The 17,405-nt window shown below is 64.7% G+C and carries 21 protein-coding genes; 6 read left to right on the forward strand and 15 right to left on the reverse strand.

The window, feature by feature from the left end; all coding sequences use genetic code 11:
* The first annotated feature begins 29 nt into the window (after window positions 1-29).
* A complete protein-coding gene (locus tag KVT37_RS25355) occupies window positions 30-569 on the forward strand; it encodes an Lrp/AsnC family transcriptional regulator (protein ID WP_217577749.1) in 540 nt (179 codons plus the stop codon).
* Here KVT37_RS25355 and KVT37_RS25360 read toward each other — a convergent pair.
* Window positions 566-1,069, reverse strand: a complete 504-nt coding sequence (locus tag KVT37_RS25360; RefSeq protein ID WP_217577750.1) for a hypothetical protein — start codon at window positions 1,067-1,069, stop codon at window positions 566-568. The genes KVT37_RS25355 and KVT37_RS25360 overlap by 4 nt on opposite strands.
* Window positions 1,070-1,078: 9 nt before the next feature.
* Window positions 1,079-1,909 (reverse strand): class I SAM-dependent methyltransferase, encoded by an 831-nt coding sequence (locus KVT37_RS25365; protein WP_217577751.1) that lies wholly within the window; start codon window positions 1,907-1,909, stop codon window positions 1,079-1,081.
* An 85-nt stretch (window positions 1,910-1,994) separates the two neighbouring features.
* On the opposite strand from KVT37_RS25365, the gene KVT37_RS25370 reads away from it, so the two are divergent.
* Window positions 1,995-2,948: a LysR family transcriptional regulator gene (locus KVT37_RS25370; RefSeq protein WP_217577752.1), complete on the forward strand. Its 954-nt coding sequence runs from the start codon at window positions 1,995-1,997 to the stop codon at window positions 2,946-2,948.
* 18 nt (window positions 2,949-2,966) lie between these two features.
* Here the strand turns inward: KVT37_RS25370 and KVT37_RS25375 are convergent, their stop codons facing one another.
* A complete protein-coding gene (locus KVT37_RS25375; RefSeq protein WP_217577753.1) occupies window positions 2,967-4,115 on the reverse strand; it encodes a DJ-1/PfpI family protein in 1,149 nt (382 codons plus the stop codon).
* A gap of 88 nt (window positions 4,116-4,203) precedes the next feature.
* Here KVT37_RS25375 and KVT37_RS25380 point away from each other — a divergent pair, with 88 nt between their 5' ends.
* Window positions 4,204-5,142, forward strand: a complete 939-nt coding sequence (locus tag KVT37_RS25380) for a GlxA family transcriptional regulator (RefSeq protein WP_217577754.1) — start codon at window positions 4,204-4,206, stop codon at window positions 5,140-5,142.
* A 10-nt stretch (window positions 5,143-5,152) separates the two neighbouring features.
* Here KVT37_RS25380 and KVT37_RS25385 read toward each other — a convergent pair whose 3' ends face one another.
* Window positions 5,153-5,491: a hypothetical protein gene (locus KVT37_RS25385; RefSeq protein WP_217577755.1), complete on the reverse strand. Its 339-nt coding sequence runs from the start codon at window positions 5,489-5,491 to the stop codon at window positions 5,153-5,155.
* A 48-nt stretch (window positions 5,492-5,539) separates the two neighbouring features.
* Window positions 5,540-6,457 carry a LysR family transcriptional regulator gene (locus KVT37_RS25390; RefSeq protein ID WP_217577756.1) on the reverse strand — a complete coding sequence of 306 codons (918 nt, stop codon included), beginning with the start codon at window positions 6,455-6,457 and terminating at the stop codon, window positions 5,540-5,542.
* Between the two features lie 108 nt (window positions 6,458-6,565).
* Here KVT37_RS25390 and KVT37_RS25395 point away from each other — a divergent pair, with 108 nt between their 5' ends.
* Together KVT37_RS25395 and KVT37_RS25400 are read left to right on the forward strand one after the other, a co-directional pair.
* Window positions 6,566-7,204: a DsbA family protein gene (locus tag KVT37_RS25395; protein WP_217577757.1), complete on the forward strand. Its 639-nt coding sequence runs from the start codon at window positions 6,566-6,568 to the stop codon at window positions 7,202-7,204.
* A gap of 35 nt (window positions 7,205-7,239) precedes the next feature.
* On the forward strand, window positions 7,240-7,848 hold the full coding sequence (locus tag KVT37_RS25400) for an NAD(P)-dependent oxidoreductase (RefSeq protein WP_217577758.1): 609 nt from the start codon (window positions 7,240-7,242) through the stop codon (window positions 7,846-7,848).
* 46 nt (window positions 7,849-7,894) lie between these two features.
* Here the strand turns inward: KVT37_RS25400 and KVT37_RS25405 are convergent, their stop codons facing one another.
* The gene (locus KVT37_RS25405) at window positions 7,895-8,746 is read right to left on the reverse strand and encodes a helix-turn-helix transcriptional regulator (RefSeq protein WP_217577759.1); all 852 of its coding nucleotides are present in this window, start codon (window positions 8,744-8,746) and stop codon (window positions 7,895-7,897) included.
* A 98-nt stretch (window positions 8,747-8,844) separates the two neighbouring features.
* On the opposite strand from KVT37_RS25405, the gene KVT37_RS25410 reads away from it, so the two are divergent.
* The gene (locus KVT37_RS25410; protein ID WP_217577760.1) at window positions 8,845-9,747 is read left to right on the forward strand and encodes an SDR family oxidoreductase; all 903 of its coding nucleotides are present in this window, start codon (window positions 8,845-8,847) and stop codon (window positions 9,745-9,747) included.
* Between the two features lie 17 nt (window positions 9,748-9,764).
* Here KVT37_RS25410 and KVT37_RS25415 read toward each other — a convergent pair whose 3' ends face one another.
* The 9 genes from KVT37_RS25415 to KVT37_RS25455 all read right to left on the reverse strand — a co-directional run.
* Window positions 9,765-10,490, reverse strand: a complete 726-nt coding sequence (locus tag KVT37_RS25415) for a GntR family transcriptional regulator (RefSeq protein ID WP_217577761.1) — start codon at window positions 10,488-10,490, stop codon at window positions 9,765-9,767.
* Between the two features lie 135 nt (window positions 10,491-10,625).
* On the reverse strand, window positions 10,626-11,369 hold the full coding sequence (locus KVT37_RS25420; RefSeq protein WP_217577762.1) for an aspartate/glutamate racemase family protein: 744 nt from the start codon (window positions 11,367-11,369) through the stop codon (window positions 10,626-10,628).
* 11 nt (window positions 11,370-11,380) lie between these two features.
* Window positions 11,381-12,103 carry an ABC transporter ATP-binding protein gene (locus KVT37_RS25425; RefSeq protein WP_217577763.1) on the reverse strand — a complete coding sequence of 241 codons (723 nt, stop codon included), beginning with the start codon at window positions 12,101-12,103 and terminating at the stop codon, window positions 11,381-11,383.
* Window positions 12,100-12,879, reverse strand: coding sequence for an ABC transporter ATP-binding protein (locus tag KVT37_RS25430; protein ID WP_217577764.1), 780 nt, complete (start codon window positions 12,877-12,879; stop codon window positions 12,100-12,102). Before KVT37_RS25430 ends, KVT37_RS25425 begins: the two co-directional genes overlap by 4 nt.
* Before the next feature lie 3 nt (window positions 12,880-12,882).
* Entirely contained in the window at window positions 12,883-13,863 is a 981-nt protein-coding gene (locus KVT37_RS25435) for a branched-chain amino acid ABC transporter permease (RefSeq protein ID WP_217577765.1), read from the reverse strand.
* Window positions 13,864-13,870: 7 nt separating this feature from the next.
* Entirely contained in the window at window positions 13,871-14,737 is an 867-nt protein-coding gene (locus tag KVT37_RS25440; protein ID WP_217577766.1) for a branched-chain amino acid ABC transporter permease, read from the reverse strand.
* An 81-nt stretch (window positions 14,738-14,818) separates the two neighbouring features.
* Entirely contained in the window at window positions 14,819-16,021 is a 1,203-nt protein-coding gene (locus KVT37_RS25445; protein ID WP_217577767.1) for an ABC transporter substrate-binding protein, read from the reverse strand.
* Window positions 16,022-16,280: 259 nt separating this feature from the next.
* Entirely contained in the window at window positions 16,281-16,571 is a 291-nt protein-coding gene (locus tag KVT37_RS25450) for a hypothetical protein (protein WP_217577768.1), read from the reverse strand.
* A gap of 269 nt (window positions 16,572-16,840) precedes the next feature.
* A partial coding sequence (locus KVT37_RS25455; protein ID WP_217577769.1) for a sigma factor-like helix-turn-helix DNA-binding protein occupies window positions 16,841-17,405 on the reverse strand: 565 nt, incomplete at its 5' end.

Below are 17,405 nucleotides of genomic sequence, written 5' to 3' on the forward strand. Positions count from 1 at the left end.
TAAATTCCGCATCAATGGAGAATTTCCATATGGACCTAGAAACAGATGACATTCAGCGGAACAAGCAGCCGACCCGAGAGATCGACCCGGTCGACCGAAAGATATTAGGCGTTCTCGTCGAGGACGCGACCATCAGCTATGCCGAACTCGGCGAACGCGTCGGCCTGTCGCCGCCGGCGGCGCATGAGCGGGTCAAGCGGCTCAAGCGCAGCGGCGCCATCCGCGCCACCTCGGCGATCATCGATCCGAGGGCGGTGAAGAAGCCGCTGCTTGCCTTCGTGCATATCGACACAAGAGGCTGGGGCAAGACGCCGGAACTGATGGCGGTGTCCAAATATCCGGAGGTCGAGGAGATCCACACGGTTGCCGGCGACACCTGCATGCTGCTCAAGGTGCGCACCGAGGACACCCGGGCGCTCGAAGGACTGCTCGCCCGTCTCTACGACACGCCCGGCGTCACCTCGACGCGCAGTTATGTCGTGCTGTCGACCTATCTCGAGCGTCCGGTGCAGCCTGAGATCACCAGCGAATGGCCAGCGCCGAAGCATATGGCGAACCCTATGTATTAGGTCGCCGCGAGCTGATGGCGCCTGGAAAGCGCCAGCAGATAGAAGGCCGCGACATGCGTGATCATCAAGAGCGGCACGTAGATGACCGGGATCGCGTAGGTCGCGCCCAACTGCCCGGCATGCCCCGGAAGGTCGAGCATGACGCCGTGATAGTAGTCGCCGAAAAGGTCGACCACGCCCACGATATTGAAGGCGACGACCAGCGGCCAGAAGATCGCAGGCCTCGCCGCGCCAAGCAGCGCCAGCATGGCGAGCAGGCCGGTTGCGAAGTCGCCATAGGCGGCAAAAGGGGCAAAGCCGGCGGGCAGGTCCGGCCCCACGACGCCCGGGATGAGGAAGACGAGCCCGAAGAAGCGGAAGCTGTGCAGCGTTGCGATGGCGCGCTGCGCCTCTATCGGCTCCATCGATCTCAGCTTCGGCCAGATATAGGCCGCAAAGCAAAGCAACCAGGGCACGTAGCCAAGCCCGAGTTGGATGTTCAGGATCATCGCCGGTGACATCCGCGCCTCCTATAAAGCCTTGATAGGAACGGCTTCGAACACTGCGGTCAGGATACCCAGTCGGCCTTGCATGAGATTGCGTCCGAGATTGGTGGTGAGTTCCGGGAAATTCTGCCCCATGACGACGCCGAGATTGAGCGGCGGCGGACCGGAGGCGCGGAGCTCGGCGAACCAGGCCTTGGCGGCGGCGGTATCGTCGCGGCGGACGAGGGTGCCGAAGCCGGCGGCCTCGATGGCCGCGCAGGTCGCTTCGGCGTTCAGCAGGAAGCTTTCGCCCGGCGTCTTCGCCCAGGGAACCGGATATTGCGGGTCGCCGCCATTCAGCACGACGTCGTAGGTGGCGAATTTTCCGCCCGGCTTCAGCACGCGCCTGATCTCGCGGTAGAGCAGCGACCGGTCGGCGATGTTCATCGCCACATGCTGCAACAGCGCGGCATCGAAGCGGCCAGCTTCGAAAGGCAGCGCCAGCGCGCTGCCGGTTTCGAACGACACTTTGCCGTCCTGCCCGGTCCGCCGGGTCAGATAGCGCGCGGCCTCGACGAAGGGTTCGCTGAGATCGATGCCGGTCACCTCGCAGCCATAGGTCGCCTGCAGGAAGCGGGCGGGACCGCCGACGCCCGATCCGACATCGAGAACCAACATGTCGGCGGAAATGACCGCCAGATTGGCGAGCTCGGCGGTCGCGGCCAGCCCGCGGGTGTGGAACTGGTCGAGCGTGGCCAATTGCTCGGGCATCAGCCGCTGTTCGTCCGGCCCAAAAACGGCAAGTGCTGCCTTCAGGCGTTCGGTCAGGCCGGTCGCGCGGTAGTGATCGCGCACGCGATCGAGTTCATCGGTCATTGCCACTTCCCTGTTGGTGTTCCTGGTCACGCAAGAGATAAGGCGGCTTTCTGCCAGCGACTATCCGCGATAATGTCGATGGGTCATGAAGCAGAACTTCACAGTCAGGTATGGCGCGCTTGATGGCGTCGAAGCCTTCTTGAGCGTCGCCAGGCATCGCAATTTCCGCAAGGCGGCGGCCGAGCTTGCCGTGACACCGTCAGCGATCAGCCAGGCGATACGCACGCTCGAGGCGCGCATCGGTGCTGCGCTGTTCATCCGCACGACGCGCAGCGTCGGCCTGACCGAAGCTGGCGAGCGCTTTTTCGCGCGCGCGCGGCCGGCCTTCGAGGAGTTGATCGCCGCGAGCGAGATCGCGCGCGGAATGGGCCAGCGCCCGGCGGGGCTGTTGCGCCTTTCGGTGCCGCCGGCTGTTGTGCCGGTGCTGCTGGAGCCGATGATCGCCTCCTTCTGCCAGGCCTATCCCGAGATCGAGCTGGAGATCGTTGCCAGCGGCGAGCTGGCCGATCTCGCGGCCGCAGGCTTCGATGCCGGCATCCGCATGGGCGATCTGATCGCGCCCGACATGGTCGCGGTCCGCCTGACGCCGTCCTTCCCGATGGTGGTCGTCGGCAGTCCGGATTATCTGCGCCGGCGCGCGGCGCCCGAGCGCATCGAGGATCTGCGCGACCATGCCTGCCTGCGCCTGCGCCGCTCGAACGGTTCGGTCGCGCCCTGGTCTTTCGTCGACGGCAACAAGACGATAGAGGCGATCGTCTCGGGACCGCTGATCGCGCACGACTATCCGTCGCTGCTCGGCGCGGCGATCCAGGGTGTCGGGCTGGCGCAGGTGCCGAGCCCGATCGCCGAGGCGCCGATCGCCGACGGGCGTCTGCAGGCGCTGCTCGGCCGCTTCGCGGTGACTACGCCGGGGGTTTTTCTCTATTATCCGGAGAGGCATCAGGTGCTGCCCAAGCTGCGGGCCTTCATCGACCATATCCGGCATCCGGGCGACACCGGTTCTTCCCCGAAGCGATCGGGCAAACGGCGGCAAAGCTGACGTCTCAAGTCTGACGGTTCACTGGGCCGGCTGTGTCCGCGCATATTCGAGCTGCATGGCGACGAAATCGGTGGTGCGTGCGCCGTAGCGCGCCGTGATGTCCTCGAGCGTCCGGTCCAGCGCCTTTGCCGGCGGCATGTCCGCCATGGCCGACACCGTCCGGTCCGCCGGCCAGTCAGCGTCGACTTGGTCGGGCAGGATGCGGATGCCGCCGCGGCTGACGACGGCGCCGTCATTTGCGGCAAAGGTGACGGCGCCGGAGCGAAAGGTTCGCGACCAGGCGTCGGCGGCCAGCGCCAGCGACACCTCGTCCATGCCCGGCGTCAGCGGAATGCCGAGCTGCTCGTGATTGAAGAAGGCAAGCGTGTTGCCGATCGCCGTCAGCGCGAAGGGCCGCGTGAATTTGAAGGCACCGCTGTCGTGGCGCGCGCCCCAACGGTCGAGGCCGAGATCGCGAGCGACGGCCTCGGCTTTCTCACGGCCCGCAATCGCCTCGATCAGGGTCAGCATCATCGGCATGGAGGCGGTGATGCCGGTCGTGGTCGCGACATTCCGGTCGACGACGTAGCGGCGGTCGGTGACATAGCGGATCGTGGGATGCTTCCGGCGCAGTTCGTTCAGCGAATACCAGTGCGTCGTCGCGCGCTTGCCGTCCAGCAATCCGCTGGCGCCGACCACCGTTGCGCCGACGCAGACGCCGATCACGATGGCACCCTTGGCCGACTGCTCCCTGATCCATTTCAACACGTCCGGATCGTCGTCGCGCATCATGGCGGGAACGATGACATAGTCGGCGCCTTGCGGATGCTGGGCGTCGAACGAGGCGATCGTCGCATCGGGCTCGACGCGCAAGGCCGGGTGCAGTTGCACGGGCCCCGGCTGCGTCGCCAGCGCGACGACATCGGCGACGTCGGCGCGGCGCAGGATGCCATAGGGCATCAGATAATCGGTGGTCTCGGTGCCGTCGTTGACGCCGATGATCGCGATCAGCGGGCGCGGACGTTTCGGCTTCAGCGCCGCGAGCGTGGCCTCGGTCTCCTTGGCGTCGATCGCCGGCTGCACCGCGGCGACGGGTGCCGAGGGCAGAGACAGGAGCCAAGCGGCCACTACGACGGCCGATAGCGCGACAAGCCCAAGGGTGCTCCACAATAACATTCGCAAACTCATGGTCCGGTCCTTCCGATCCAAACGCTTGACCGGCAACCTAGCTCCGCGCCATTTTGGCCGAAATGACATATATCGGGCGAAAACTGCCATGCGAGCGATAGGCATCATCATCCATCCGGGTTTTCAGTTGCTGGACGTCGCCGGCCCCGCGGCAGCCTTCGAGCTGGCCGAGCACTATCAGCCGGGCAGCTACCGGCTCGAGATGCTGGCGCCGGGCGGCGGCGAGGTCGAGAGCTCGTCGGGCCTACGGCTTTCGGCACGGCCATTGTCCGACGCCGGGCCGCTCGACACCGCCGTCATCTCCGGCGGCGAGATCATCCGCTCGATGGCAGCGGCGCAGGAAATCGTCGCCTGGTTGCGGCGCGCAACGCTGCGCCGGACGGCCAGTGTCTGCACCGGCGCCTATCTGCTCGCGGAGGCCGGGTTGCTCGACGGCCGGAGCGCCACCACGCATTGGTGGAGCACCGACGATTTCGCCCGCCGCTATCCAAAGGTGAAGCTCGACGCCGAGCGTATCTTCATCCAGGACGGCCGCGTGTGGACGTCGGCCGGAATCTCCGCCGGCATCGACCTGGCGCTGGCGCTGATCGAAGACGATCTCGGCCCGGCGATCGCGCGCCGCACCGCGCAGCAGCTCGTCGTGCACCAGCGGCGGCCGGGCGGCCAGTCGCAATTCTCGGCGCTGGTCGAACTCGGCGGGCGTTCGGGACGCTTCGTCGAGCTGATCGAATGGATGCGGAGCAAGCTCGCCGAGACGCTGACCGTGGAACGCCTCGCCGAACGCGCTGCGATGAGCCCGCGCAACTTCGCTCGCGCCTTCGCGGCGGAGACAGGCGCCACGCCCGCCAAGGCTGTCGAGCGCCTGCGGTTGGAAACCGCGCGCATGGCGGTGGAGACCAGCAATGCGCCGCTCGACCGCATCGCCGAGGACAGCGGCTTCGGCGATGCCGGGCGCATGCGCCGCGCTTTCCTCAGGAGCTTCGGCCAGCCACCGCAGGCGCTGAGGCGCGCGGCGACACGGAGTTAGTCCTGGCGCGCTATGTCCTCGCGTGCCAGGCAAGGAACCTGCTTATCTCTTCCCGTTTGTCTTGCGACAAACCGGCAAGAAGCTTCTCGTCGAGATACCCTTTCCGGATAAGACTGGCAAAGACGAGGATCAGCTGCGAGTAGCGATAGTCGAACAGCTGCTCGAGGTTTCGCCGTTGCTGTCTCAGATAATCTTCGATCTCCCACATGTCGGAAAAGCTCGCCGCATCACTGGCCTTCTTTTTGAATTCGGCCAGTGTCTTGCCCAGCGCCACCTCGAGAGCCTTGTCGAAGGCGGCGCGAGCCACCTTCTTTTCCGAGGGCGACCAACTGAGGTCATTGAAGGCCATGAACAGCTCCCGTGAAAAGCACCGCCCGAAGCGGTCTGATCGTGAATACTATCCTAAGCGTCCTGACTTTGCCCGCTTCCTCTCCGCCGCCGCCAGCAGGTCGACGAAGGCGCGCACCTTGGCCGGCCTGAAGCGGGCCGGTGGATAGACCGCATGGATGCCGCCCGACGGCAGCGTCCAGTCGGCGAACACCCGCACGAGCCGGCCGGCAACGATGTCGTCCTCGACGGCGAAGTCGGGGAAGATGCCGAGCCCGATGCCGGCCAGCACACAGGCCAGCACGGCCGGGGTCTTGTCGCCGATCATGACCGGATTGAACTCGGGCAACACCGTCTCGCCGTCCTTCGAGAACAGCCGTTGCCCGGTGCCGCGCAATTGCGCATTGCCGACCCACGGCAGGGATTTTGCGAGCTTCGGGCTCACATCTTTCGGAAGGCCGGCCGCGAGCTTCGGGGTTGCGACGACGAATTGGTGCAAGGTCCCCAGGCGCCGCGCCTGGTTGGAGGAGTCGGCCAGCCAGCCGATGCGGATGCCAAGATCGATCTGCTCGTCGACCAGATTGCTGATCGCATCGTCGAAGATAGCCTCGACCTTCATCTTCGGATATTTCCGCAGATAGTCGGCAATGGTCGGGGCGACGATCTTCGCACCATAGTCGAGCGAGGCGGTAAGGCGCAGCGTCCCGGTCGGCTTGCCCGCGCTTTGCGAGATGTCGCCATAGGCCGCCTCCGCTTCGCGCAGGATGATGGCGGCGCGGTCGTAGAACTGCCGTCCCTCCTCGGTCGCGGTGACGCGCCTGGTCGTGCGCCGCAACAGCGTCGCGCCAAGCTCCTGCTCGAGCTTGCCCACCTGATGGCTGACCACGGCCTTGGCGACGTCAAGACGGTCGGCGGCGGCGGTGAAAGATCCGGTCTCCACGACGGTGGTGAAGTAGACAAGGCGGTTGAGGTTTAGGAGGTCGGCCATCGCTATTGTCTGATCTGGTCAGACAGTTTGTATGATTGATCGCCGTTTTTCGCAACCGGCCGAACTGCCATCTAGGCGGGAGACAATGTTCCCCGGACCGAGATGGCAATGACCGACACCACCGTGACCTATCTTTTCGACCCGCTTTGCGGCTGGTGCTACGGCTCCACGCCGATGCTGGACAGGCTTGCCGCAAGCGGTGTCACGCTCGAGCTTTTGCCGACCGGGCTGTTCTCCGGATCCGGGGCGCGGCCGATGGATGAAGGCTTTGCCGCCCATGCCTGGGCCAACGACCAGCGCATCGAGCGGCTGAGCGGGCAGGTTTTCAGCCAGGCGTATCTCGACAATGTGCTCAACGTGCGCGGGACGCTGCTCGATTCCAGCGCCGCAACGCTCGGCGTGAGCGCGGCGGGTCTCGACGACCCGCGCCTGCGACTTGCGGCGCTGAAGGCGATCCAACGCGCCCGCTATGTCGACGGGCGCGATATCGTGACGGTCGACGGCGTGGCGCAGGTGCTGGCCGATGCCGGCATGGCGGACACGGCCGCGGCAGTGAAGGCGCCGACAGACGAAGTGCTGGCTGCGCATCGCGAGCTGGTCGGCCGCGGACGCGGCCTGTTCCAGCGGCTTCATGCCAATGGCGTTCCGTCGCTCGCCGTCATCCGCAACGACGCGCCCCGGCTGATCAGCTCCAACGCGCTGTTCGGCAGCTACGAGAATCTCGTCGCCCATCTCCAGGCGGCGTGACCCCGATCCCCTCCCCCAAGCAAAAGGAAACTTCCATGAAGATCGCACTCATCGGCGCGTCCGGCCAAGTCGGCTCGCGCCTGCTCAAGGAACTCTCCGATGGCGGCCATGCCATCACCGCGATTGCCCGCAATCCGGAGAAGATCGCCAAACTCCCGGGCGTCACCGCTGTCAAAGGCGACGCTTTCGACAAGGACGCGCTGGCCGCATTGATCAAGGGCCACGACGCGGTGATCAGCTCGGTGCATTTCACCGCCAGCGATCCCGACACGCTGATCGCGGCGGTGCGCGCCTCCGGCGTCAGGCGCTATCTCATCGTCGGCGGCGCCGGCAGCCTCGAAGTCGCGCCCGGCAAGCGCCTGGTCGACACGCCGGAATTCCCGGCCATCTACAAGTCGGAGGCGCTGAAGGGCGGCGACTTCCTGGACAAGCTCAGGACGGTCAACGATCTCGACTGGACCTTCCTGTCGCCGTCGGCCCTGTTCGTGGCCGGCGAGCGCACCGGCAAGTTCCGGCTCGGCAAGGACACGCTGCTGACCAACGACAATGGCAGCAGCATCTCCTTCGAGGATTACGCCATCGTCATGGCGAACGAGATCGAGAACCCGAAGCATATCCGGCAGCGCTTCACCGTCGGGTATTGAGCCTTCGGATTTTAGATTTTGTGATGGGCCGCCGGATGGCGGTCCATCATTTTGCAGAGCGTGCCTCGATCAACGACTGGATGCGCTCCGCGTCACCAGGCGTCGCGGGATTATAGACGATCATGCCGAGTTCCGGACGGCCGTCGACGGCGAAGACCGAGAACTCCAGCTCGATCAGCCCGATCTCGGGGTGCCGCAGGCGCTTCACGCCTTCGCCATGCGCGGGTACGACGTCATTGTCGCGCCAGAGCGCCGCGAATTCCGGGCTGATCCGAGAAAGCTCCTCGACCAGTTCGGTGACCTCCGCGCCCGCGCCGGCGCGGACAGCGTCGGCCCTGAACGAGCCAACCACGAAACGCGCGACACTCTGCCAATCTTCCTGGGCGTCGCGCACACGCGGATTGCCGAACATCAGGCGCAGGATGTTGCGCTGCTCGCGCGGCAGCTTGGAATAGTCGGTGAGCATCGCCGCCGCGGCGCGGTTCCAGGCGACCACATCCCATGTCGCGGTCTTGATGATGGCCGGACTGGGGTCCAAGGCGTCGAGGACACGCTGAAGACGCGGCGTGACGCTGTCCACGCCTTTGTAGCGGACTTCCGGCGGCCGCCCGAGACCCAGCATGAACAGATGCTCGCGTTCAGGCTCGGTCAGCATCAGCCCGGTCGCGATGCGGTTCAGCACATCCGCCGAGGGCGCCCCGCCCCTTCCCTGCTCCAGCCATGTGTACCAGGTCGGGCTGATATTGGCGCGCTGCGCCACCTCTTCGCGACGCAGCCCCTGGGTGCGCCGGCGACCCATGGCAAAACCGAAGGCGGTCGGATCGAGGCGCATGCGGCGGTCGCGAAGAAAGGTGCCGAGCTTGTTGGTCGTCTCTTTGTGGGCGGTCCCTTGGGGCATTGCCATCCTGTTGGCTATTATACCATGATAAAGTCACTACTTTAACAGAATGAGATATAGCGCAAATAAGGCCTCCGAACAACCACAGGAGACCTCCCATGCGTGTATTCCTCACCGGCGCGACCGGTTTCATCGGTTCCAGAATCGTGCCTGAGCTTCTCGCCGCGGGACACCAGGTGCTTGGCCTGACCCGCTCCGATGCCGGCGCGCGGTCGCTTGCGGCCCAAGGCGCCGAGGCGCATCGCGGCGACCTCGAAGACCTCGACAGCCTGCGCGACGGCGCGGCAAAGTCGGATGCGGTGATCCACACGGCCTTCGATCACAATTTCTCGAATTTCGTCGCGAATTGCGAGAAGGACAAGCGCGTCATCGAAACGCTGGGCGGCACGCTCGCCGGCTCGGACCGGCTGCTCCTCATCACGTCTGGCGTCGGCATGGGTTCCGCCGAACACGGTCAGCCGGCGCGGGAAGACATCTTCAACACCGACCATCCCAATCCGCGAATCCTGTCGGAGCTTACCGGCCAAGCGATGGCCGAGAAGGGCGTCAAGGTGTCGGTGGTGCGGCTGCCGCAGGTGCATGACGCGATGAAGCAGGGTCTGATCACCCCGCTCATCGAGCAGACACGTGCCAAGGGTGTCTCAGCCTATCTCGGCGAAGGCCGCAACCGGTGGTCGGCGGCGCATGTGCTCGATGTCGCCAAGCTCTACCGTCTGGCGCTGGACAAGCAGGAAGCCGGCGTGCGCTACAACGCCGTCGCCGAGGAAGGCATTGCCATGCGCGAGATCGCGGAAGTGATCGGCGCCGGGCTCGGCGTGCCGGTGGTCTCGCTCTCCCAGGACGAAGCGGCGGACCATTTCGGATGGCTTTCGATATTCGCGGGCCTCGATATGCCGGCCTCGAGCGAATGGACGCGTAAGCATCTCGGCTGGCAGCCGACGGGACCCGGCCTCATTGCCGACCTGGAACGGATGGATTATTCGCAAGCGGCCGCGGCCTAGCCAGGTCCTCCGGCGGTTCAGCGAACCGGCTGGACCGCCGTCTGCAGCAGGTCCGCCAGGCTGTCAGACTTTTCGACCTTGTCGGTGAGGTCGAGCCCGGACAAAAGGTCGACCAGATGGCTGTTCATCAGGGCGGCGGCGTTGGCGCTGTCGCCGGCCTCGATGGCGTCGACCAAGGCGTGATGGGCGTGCTTCTCGCAGGTCGCGTCGCGGCGCTTCCAGTAAAGCGCGATGATCAGCGAGGAGTGCGAGACGAGGTCGCGGACAAAGTTGGTGAACACCGAATGCGCCGCGATCTCGGCGATGCCGACATGGAAGCGCGCCGACAGCATGATGGCGTCGCTGTCGCGGCCGTCATGCAGCGCCTCATGTTCCTTTTCGAGATGTACCCGCAATTGCGCGATGTCGGACGGCACCGCCGTCCTGGCGGCAAGCGCGGCCACCTTCGGCTCGATCAGCGCGCGCGCCTCGAACACTTCCCGCGCCTCGATCTTCGACGGCTGCGCGACAAACGCGCCGCGATTGGGCTCGAGCCGCGCCAGCCGGTCATGCGCCAAGGCCTGCAAGGCGGCACGGACGACGGTCCGGCTCACCGAATAGATCGAGGCCAGTTCGTCTTCCGGCAGCTTGGTGCCGGGGGCGAGACGGTGGCTGACGATGGCGTCCCGCAGCCCATAATAGATCGGCGACCAGCGCGCCGCCGGCTTGTCGTCCCGATCTTCTTCCCTGAGTACCGTCAACATACTTTCAATGCGCGGGCCCGAAATGGCCCGATCTGCCCCCAAATCGCCGGCAGCCCGTTCAATCTAGTATCGCTCGCGCGGCGGTCAATCCCACCTGTCCGGCTGCCGGCCGATCGCCCGGCGGCACAAAGCCGCCTAAACGATCTCGGCTTGCGTGGGCGACAGCGGTGCGAACATGCCGGCGAAGCGCTTGCCGCGCGGCGCGGCATAGCCGCCGATCTTCGATGTCTTCAAGCCGACCTTGAACAGGCTCTCGGCCAGCGTGACGGCGCAGACGACGCCGTCGAGCACCGGAACGCCGTGCTCTTCGGACAGGCTGTGCGCAAGGTCGGCCATTCCGGCGCAGCCGAGCACGATCGCCTCGGCCCTGTCCTCGCTGATGGCGCGCGCGATCTCTTCCGATATCCGGTGTCTTGCATTCGAGCCTGGACGTTCGAGCTCGAGCACGGCGACTTCCGACGAGCGTACCTTGGCGCAGCGCGAGGCGAGGCCGTATTTCGCCAGATTGTGCTCGATCGCCGGAACCGAGCGGGCAAGCGTGGTGACGACGCTGAATTTACCGGCGATGAGGCTCGCCATATGGAACGCCGCCTCACCGATGCCGATGACCGGAGCCTCGGTGGCGCAGCGGGCCGCGTCCAGCCCGGTGTCGTCGAAGCAGGCGATCACATAGGCATCCGCCGCCGGCGCCTTGCCCATCTCGGCGATGATGCCTGGAATGGCGAAGACCTCGTCGAAATAACCCTCGATGCTCGGCGGGCCGTCGGCCGGATTGACGGCGATAATCTGGGTCCCACCCGACGCGACGCTCGCGGCCGCCTCGCCGATCTTGGCGGTCATCGATTGGGTGGTGTTGGGATTGATGACGAGTATGCGCATTCCAATCAGCCTCAGATCTCGCCGCCGAGATAAAGCCGCTTGACCCGGTCGTCGGTCAGCAGTTCGGCGGAGTTGCCGCTCAGCGCGACGCTGCCGGTGGTCAGCGCATAGGCGCGCTGCGAGATGCGCAACGCCATGCGCGAATTCTGCTCGACCAGGAGCACGCTGACCTTCTCGTCGCGATTGATGGCGACGATCGAGCGGGCGATGTCCTGGACGAGTTTCGGCGCGACGCCGAGCGACGGTTCGTCGAGCAGAAGCAGTTTCGGTTTCGCCATCAGCGCGCGGCCGATGACCAGCATCTGCTGCTCGCCGCCGCTCATCGTGCCGGCGGCCTGCGAGAAGCGCTCTTTCAGCCGCGGAAAGCGCCCCAGCACCATCTCCATCGACGCGGCGATCTCGGATTTGCTGGTGCGGGTGAAGGCGCCCATCAGGAGATTGTCCCTGACCGTCATGTAAGGGAAAACGCGGCGACCTTCCGGCACCATGGCTATGCCCATCTTGACGATCTCGTCGGGCGCGGCACCGTCGATGCGCTTGCCGCCATAGTGGATCTCGCCGGACCTGATCTTGCGCAGACCGGTGATGGCGCGAAGGATCGACGACTTGCCGGCACCGTTGGCGCCGATCAGCGCGACGGTCTCGCCCTCGTTGATCTCGAGCGAGACGCCTTTCAGCGCGTAGACATGGTCGTAATAGAGCTCGACATTGGCGAAGTTCAGGATCTGGTTCATAGGCCGATCGCCTCGTCTTCGCTGCCGAGATAGGCTTCGATCACCTTCTCATTGGCCTGGATTTCCGACGGCGTTCCCTCGGCGATCTTCTGCCCGAAATTGAGCACGACGAGCCGGTCGGAGATCTTCATCACGGCCGGCATGTCGTGCTCGACCAGAAGGATGGTCAGGCCGCGCTCGCGCAGGCGCCGCACCATCTCGACCATGCGCATCGTCTCGTCGTGGTTCATGCCGGCGAAGGGCTCGTCGAGCAGCAGGATGGAAGGATTGGTGGCCAGACCGATGGCGATACCGAGCGCCCGCAAATGGCCATGCGGCAGGTTGCGGGCGGTCTCATTGGCGAGCGAGGAGAGGCCGAGCAGCGCCAGGATCTCGTCGGCCGATTGGCCGAAGGCCGCTTCGTCCACCTTCGCCGCGCCGGTGCCGAGGAAGAAGCCGAACAGGCTCGCCTTCGAGCGCAGATGATGCGCGATGATGACGTTGTCGCGCACGCTCATGTTCTTGAAGATCGTCGTCTCCTGAAAGGTGCGCACGACGCCCTTGCGGGCGGCGATGTGCGGGGCGAGACCGGAGATGCGCTCGCCCTTCAGGCGCACCTCGCCCGTTGTGGGCTTGAGGAACGACGAGATCAGCTTGAACAGCGTCGACTTGCCGGCGCCGTTCGGGCCGATCACCGACAAGATCTCTCTCTCGCGCACCGAAAACGAGACGTTGTTGACCGCGACGAGACCGCCGAAGCGTTTGGTCAGGTCGGAGACTTCGAGCATTTCGGCCATGGCTCAACCCTTCTTCCGGGTCATTTCGGCAAGGCTGAGCAGGCCGTTGGGCAGCACCAGCATCAGGACGATCATCAGGCCGGAATAGATCAGCAACTGGAATTGGCCGGTCTGGAACAGAAGGTCCCAGCCGAAATAGAGCACCAGCGTGCCGAGCATCGGACCGAATACATAGCCGAGGCCACCGAGGAAGCAGTTCAGCATGAAGTTGACGGAATCGGTGACGGTGAAGCTCGACGGGTAGATCGACTGCGAGATGGCGGCAAAGATGGCGCCGGAAACACCGCCGAAGAAGGACGAGACGGCATAGGCGATGACGCGCAGATAGGCGATGTTGACGCCGATCGAGGAAGCGAGCTCCTCGTTCTGCTGCAGCGACTGGCAAAGCTTGCCGATGCGCGAATTCACCAGCCGGTACATCACCGCGAAGCAGACCACCATCAGCGTGACCGCCAGCAGATAGAAGGCGAGCCGCGAATTCTGCAGCGAGGCGAAATCCGGGATCAGCGTGACGCCGAAGACCGACAGCGCGCCGGGCAACGGGATGCTGACGATGCCCTTGGCGCCGTTGGTGATCGGCAGCGCCAGCGCCAGCAAGCGCGCCACCTCGGTCAGCACCAGCGTCACCATGGCGAAGTAGACGCCGCGCAGGCGCAGGATCGGCAGCCCGATCAGCACGCTGGCAGCGGCGCAGAACAGGCCCGCGACGGGGAGCGCCAGCCAGAACGACCAGCCGTGGTTCATCACCAGTATGGCCGAGATATAGCCGCCCATCAGCGCGTAGGCGCCCTGGCCGATGTTGATGCGGCCGATATAGAAGGTGAGCCAGACACCGGCGCTGGCTATGCTGAGCAAAGCCACCGAGGTCAGCGTGTAATAGAGGTCGAAGCGGCCGCTGGCCGAGATGACTGCCGGCACGGCGATGAAGACGATCGCCAGGAAGGCGACGACCGCGGCGATCTTGACGTTGCGATTGAGGGTCATGGCGCGGTCAACCCCAAGGCTTGCCCATCAGCCCGTTGGGGCGGATCGACAGGAACACCATCAGGGCGGCGAAGATGACGAGATAGGTCACGTCGCCATATTCGCGCAGCACGGTGAGGCCGACCGACTCCATCATGCCGAGGATTAAGCCGCCGGCGATCGCGCCGCCGACGACGCCGGCGCCGCCGATCATCACCATCAGGAAGGCCTTGATCGAGATCGGCCCGCCGATGCCGGAATTGACGCCGGTGATGGTGACCAAAAGCCCGCCGACGACGCCGGCCAGCATCGCGCCCATGGCGAAGCCGATCATCGAATAGCGGTCGACGCGGACGCCCATCAGCTGGGCGGCGACGCGGTCCTGGGCAAGCGCCCGCATGGCGCGCCCGACGCGGCTGTACTGCATGTAGAGGACGAAAGCGGCGATGAAGACGATCGCCAGCGCGCCGACGACCAGCCGATCGTAAGGCATGATGATGCCGGCATCGTTGAAGACGCCCTTGACGATCTTGGGAACGCCGCGCTGTTTCTCGCCGAAGAGGAGCAGGATGACGGCATCGAAGAAGAAGGCCGTCGCCGCGGCCAGCAGCATGGTGCTTTCCTCGCGATGGCTGCGCCTGATGACGGTTCTAAAGAGGAATTTCTCCATCAGCGCGCCGATGACGGCGAGCGTGGCGCCGGAGGCGAGCAGCGCCACCACGAAGGGCAAGCCGAGCTGGCCGTAGACGGTGTAGGTGATGAACCCGCCCAGCACATACATCTGGCCGTGGGCGAAATTGAGCACGTTCATCAGGGCGAAGATCAGGGTGAGCCCCAGCGCGATCAGCGCATATTGGGCACCGAGATACAATCCGTTGGCGATGACCTGTTCCATGGATACCTTCGATCTTCCGCGGGGTCCGGCCCATCGGCCGGACCCCGCGGCAAGCTTGAGGAAACGACGCTCGAAGGTACGCTAGTCGACGGAGCCGACGAACAGGGTCTGGAAAGCGCCGTCCTTGTATTCGTTGACCACCATCGGCACCGAAAGCTGGCGCTTCTGGCCGAAGGAGGTGGTGCCGACATAGCCGAGCTTGGCATCGCCCTTGAGGAAGGGATTGGGCGCCGAGAAGGTGTCCATCGTCTTCTTGAATTCGGCGACGTCGTTGATCGCGGCAGGGTTGGCCTTCAGCGTATCGAGGATGTATTCCAGCGCATAGACCTTGGTGTTGGACTCGTCGTTATACTCACCGAACATCTTGGTGTAGCGGGTGACGAACTCCTTCATCGTGTCGGAGGCAATCTCCGGCGTGGAAGCGCCGCCGACGGAAATGAAGCCGTTGGCGTATTCGCCTGCGCCCTCTTCCAGAACCTTGGCGTCCTGCGCCGTTTCGGTCGAGATCAGGCCTTCATAACCGAGCTCGCGCGCGGCGCGGATGAGCAGCGGCGCGTTGGCCGGCGCGACGCCGGACAAGACCAGTAGGTCGGGCTTCAGCGCGACGATCGGCGTCAGCACCGGCGTGAAGTCGCGTGTGTCGTTCTGGTAGGTGTCGTTCTGGGCAACGATTTCCAACCCGAGCGCCTTCGCCGCCTCGACGCCACCGTCGCGCTGGCTGAGCGGGTCGGACTCATTCGCCGCGACAAAGGCGATCTTCTTCACGCCCTTGTTTTCCTTGAGATATTTGTAGATCGCCGGGCCGGACTGGTAGTTGGCGATCATGCCGAGCACGGCATTGGAGGCCGGCTTCTGGTAGAGCGCCTTGGGGAAGGCGTAGGGGAAGTAGATGATGCCGTTGGCTTCGGCCACGGGGCGCACCGCGGCGGCGCCGTCATCGACATTCGGGCCGACGACATAGTGGACGCCTTCCTGCGCCATCTTCTCCATGCCGGCGATGGCGCGCTTGGGGTCCTTCTGGTCGTCGAAGGTGACGATGTTGACGTTGTAGGTGTCGTTGCCGATCTTGACGCCGCCGGTCTCGTTGATCCAGGCGGCGCGGGTCTGCATCGAGCGCACGTTCGAGGTGCCCCAGGCGGCGGCCGGACCGCTGGTGACGCCGACAAAACCGATCTTCAGTTCCTTGTTTTCAGCCTGCGCGTACGAAATGCCGACAGCGGCAATGGCCAGGGTCGAGACGGCGCCGAGCGCCATGGATTTCAGAGTCGAGCGACGGTTGATCATATCAGCAGTTCCCCTTGGTTATCGCGCTTTGTGTTTTGCTCGTAGGCTGCGCGGATGGTGTTAAGGGAAACCGGCTGCGAAAGATTGTCAACATCTTTCTTATGTTTTGTATACAATGTTTCGGCGGAATGTGTTCGAACACCTCCCGAACAGCGACCCGACGGAAGCCGGAGTTGAACGGCAACAGTCGTCCAACGCATGCAGTGAAGTGCGCCGCGTGAAGCCTATCGATTGCCGGGCAAGCCGCCGCGGACGACGGCTACTTTCCGCAATGGTGGTCGTTGATCTTGTTTATCGCATTCGCGTCCGGTCCGACACGGTTGTAGGAACAGGCACCGGCGGCGGTGGTGAACAGCTGCTGGTCGTAATAGCGCGGACCGCCGAACAGCTGGTAGAGGATATCGTCACTGGCCGGAACGTAGCGCTCATGCTCGACCGGCGGCTGATGACGATGGTGGCGATGATGATGCCGTTCGCCCGCAACCGCCGAGGCCGACATGCTCGCGGCCGTGGCCAGCACGAGAGCAGAGACAGCGAGATATTTCATCATCGACGGGCAACCTTCTGGCAGTTGGGTCTGCAGCATACCCAAAATCGCCAGTGGCGCAAAAGTTCCGACTAGGCATTTAGCCGCTCGAGGTTGGCCGATGAGATCGTCGCAAAACTGGCTCTTGAGGCGGTGCGTCGAGATTCGGGTCAGGCCGAGTCGAAAATGGCGGCTTCCGAGAAGCGGAGCGGAGCGTACTTAAAGTACGTGAGCACCGGAAGCGCAGGAAGTCGCCATTTGCAGGCCGGCCTCACCCGAATATCGGCACACCGCTAGTGCAGGTGCCGCAGCTTGTCCGGATTTCGCATCACATAGATCGCCGTGATCTTGCCGCCTTCGATGTCGAGGGCCGTGGTCTGCAGCTCGCCGTCGACCTCCATTGTGACGAAGCCTGGCAGGCCGTTGATGAAGCCGTAGCGGATGAGCTTCGAGCGGTTGTCCTTGAGCCATGCCGCTACCGCCGCATATTGCGTCATGACCGCCTCGAAGCCGAGGGCCGGCTCGGTCGCCGCCGGGCGCTTGCCGCCGCCATCGGCGTGGGCGATGACGTCGGCGCTCAGCATCGCGCCGAGCGCTTTCATGTCGCCGCTGCGCGACGCGTCGAAGAAGGCCTCGGCAATCTCCAGCCCGCGCTGCTTCTCGACCTTGAAGCGCGGCCGCGCCTCGCGCAGATGCTCACGCGCTCTTGCCGCAAGCTGTCGGCAGGCGGCCGGATCTCGCTCGATCTCGGCGGCGACTTCCTCGAACTGCAAGCCGAACACGTCGTGCAACAGGAAGGCGGCGCGCTCGAGCGGCGACAGACGCTCCAGCGCCAGCATCAGCGGCAGAGTGACATCC

It is taken from the genome of Mesorhizobium sp. GbtcB19, assembly GCF_019091085.1.
GTDB lineage: Bacteria > Pseudomonadota > Alphaproteobacteria > Rhizobiales > Rhizobiaceae > Mesorhizobium.

Excerpts from the sequence above, each read along its gene's own strand:
- KVT37_RS25390 (WP_217577756.1), bottom strand. The coding sequence starts at position 6,457 with ATGGCCGACCTCCTAAACCTCAACCGCCTTGTCTACTTCACCACCGTC.
- KVT37_RS25445 (WP_217577767.1), bottom strand. The coding sequence starts at position 16,021 with ATGATCAACCGTCGCTCGACTCTGAAATCCATGGCGCTCGGCGCCGTC.
- KVT37_RS25430 (WP_217577764.1), bottom strand. The coding sequence starts at position 12,879 with ATGGCCGAAATGCTCGAAGTCTCCGACCTGACCAAACGCTTCGGCGGT.
- KVT37_RS25365 (WP_217577751.1), bottom strand. The coding sequence starts at position 1,909 with ATGACCGATGAACTCGATCGCGTGCGCGATCACTACCGCGCGACCGGC.
- KVT37_RS25415 (WP_217577761.1), bottom strand. The coding sequence starts at position 10,490 with ATGTTGACGGTACTCAGGGAAGAAGATCGGGACGACAAGCCGGCGGCG.
- KVT37_RS25385 (WP_217577755.1), bottom strand. The coding sequence starts at position 5,491 with ATGGCCTTCAATGACCTCAGTTGGTCGCCCTCGGAAAAGAAGGTGGCT.
- KVT37_RS25395 (WP_217577757.1), top strand. The coding sequence starts at position 6,566 with ATGACCGACACCACCGTGACCTATCTTTTCGACCCGCTTTGCGGCTGG.
- KVT37_RS25380 (WP_217577754.1), top strand. The coding sequence starts at position 4,204 with ATGCGAGCGATAGGCATCATCATCCATCCGGGTTTTCAGTTGCTGGAC.
- KVT37_RS25400 (WP_217577758.1), top strand. The coding sequence starts at position 7,240 with ATGAAGATCGCACTCATCGGCGCGTCCGGCCAAGTCGGCTCGCGCCTG.
- KVT37_RS25375 (WP_217577753.1), bottom strand. The coding sequence starts at position 4,115 with ATGAGTTTGCGAATGTTATTGTGGAGCACCCTTGGGCTTGTCGCGCTA.
- KVT37_RS25435 (WP_217577765.1), bottom strand. The coding sequence starts at position 13,863 with ATGACCCTCAATCGCAACGTCAAGATCGCCGCGGTCGTCGCCTTCCTG.
- KVT37_RS25355 (WP_217577749.1), top strand. The coding sequence starts at position 30 with ATGGACCTAGAAACAGATGACATTCAGCGGAACAAGCAGCCGACCCGA.
- KVT37_RS25360 (WP_217577750.1), bottom strand. The coding sequence starts at position 1,069 with ATGTCACCGGCGATGATCCTGAACATCCAACTCGGGCTTGGCTACGTG.
- KVT37_RS25420 (WP_217577762.1), bottom strand. The coding sequence starts at position 11,369 with ATGCGCATACTCGTCATCAATCCCAACACCACCCAATCGATGACCGCC.
- KVT37_RS25425 (WP_217577763.1), bottom strand. The coding sequence starts at position 12,103 with ATGAACCAGATCCTGAACTTCGCCAATGTCGAGCTCTATTACGACCAT.
- KVT37_RS25440 (WP_217577766.1), bottom strand. The coding sequence starts at position 14,737 with ATGGAACAGGTCATCGCCAACGGATTGTATCTCGGTGCCCAATATGCG.
- KVT37_RS25410 (WP_217577760.1), top strand. The coding sequence starts at position 8,845 with ATGCGTGTATTCCTCACCGGCGCGACCGGTTTCATCGGTTCCAGAATC.
- KVT37_RS25450 (WP_217577768.1), bottom strand. The coding sequence starts at position 16,571 with ATGATGAAATATCTCGCTGTCTCTGCTCTCGTGCTGGCCACGGCCGCG.
- KVT37_RS25370 (WP_217577752.1), top strand. The coding sequence starts at position 1,995 with ATGAAGCAGAACTTCACAGTCAGGTATGGCGCGCTTGATGGCGTCGAA.
- KVT37_RS25405 (WP_217577759.1), bottom strand. The coding sequence starts at position 8,746 with ATGCCCCAAGGGACCGCCCACAAAGAGACGACCAACAAGCTCGGCACC.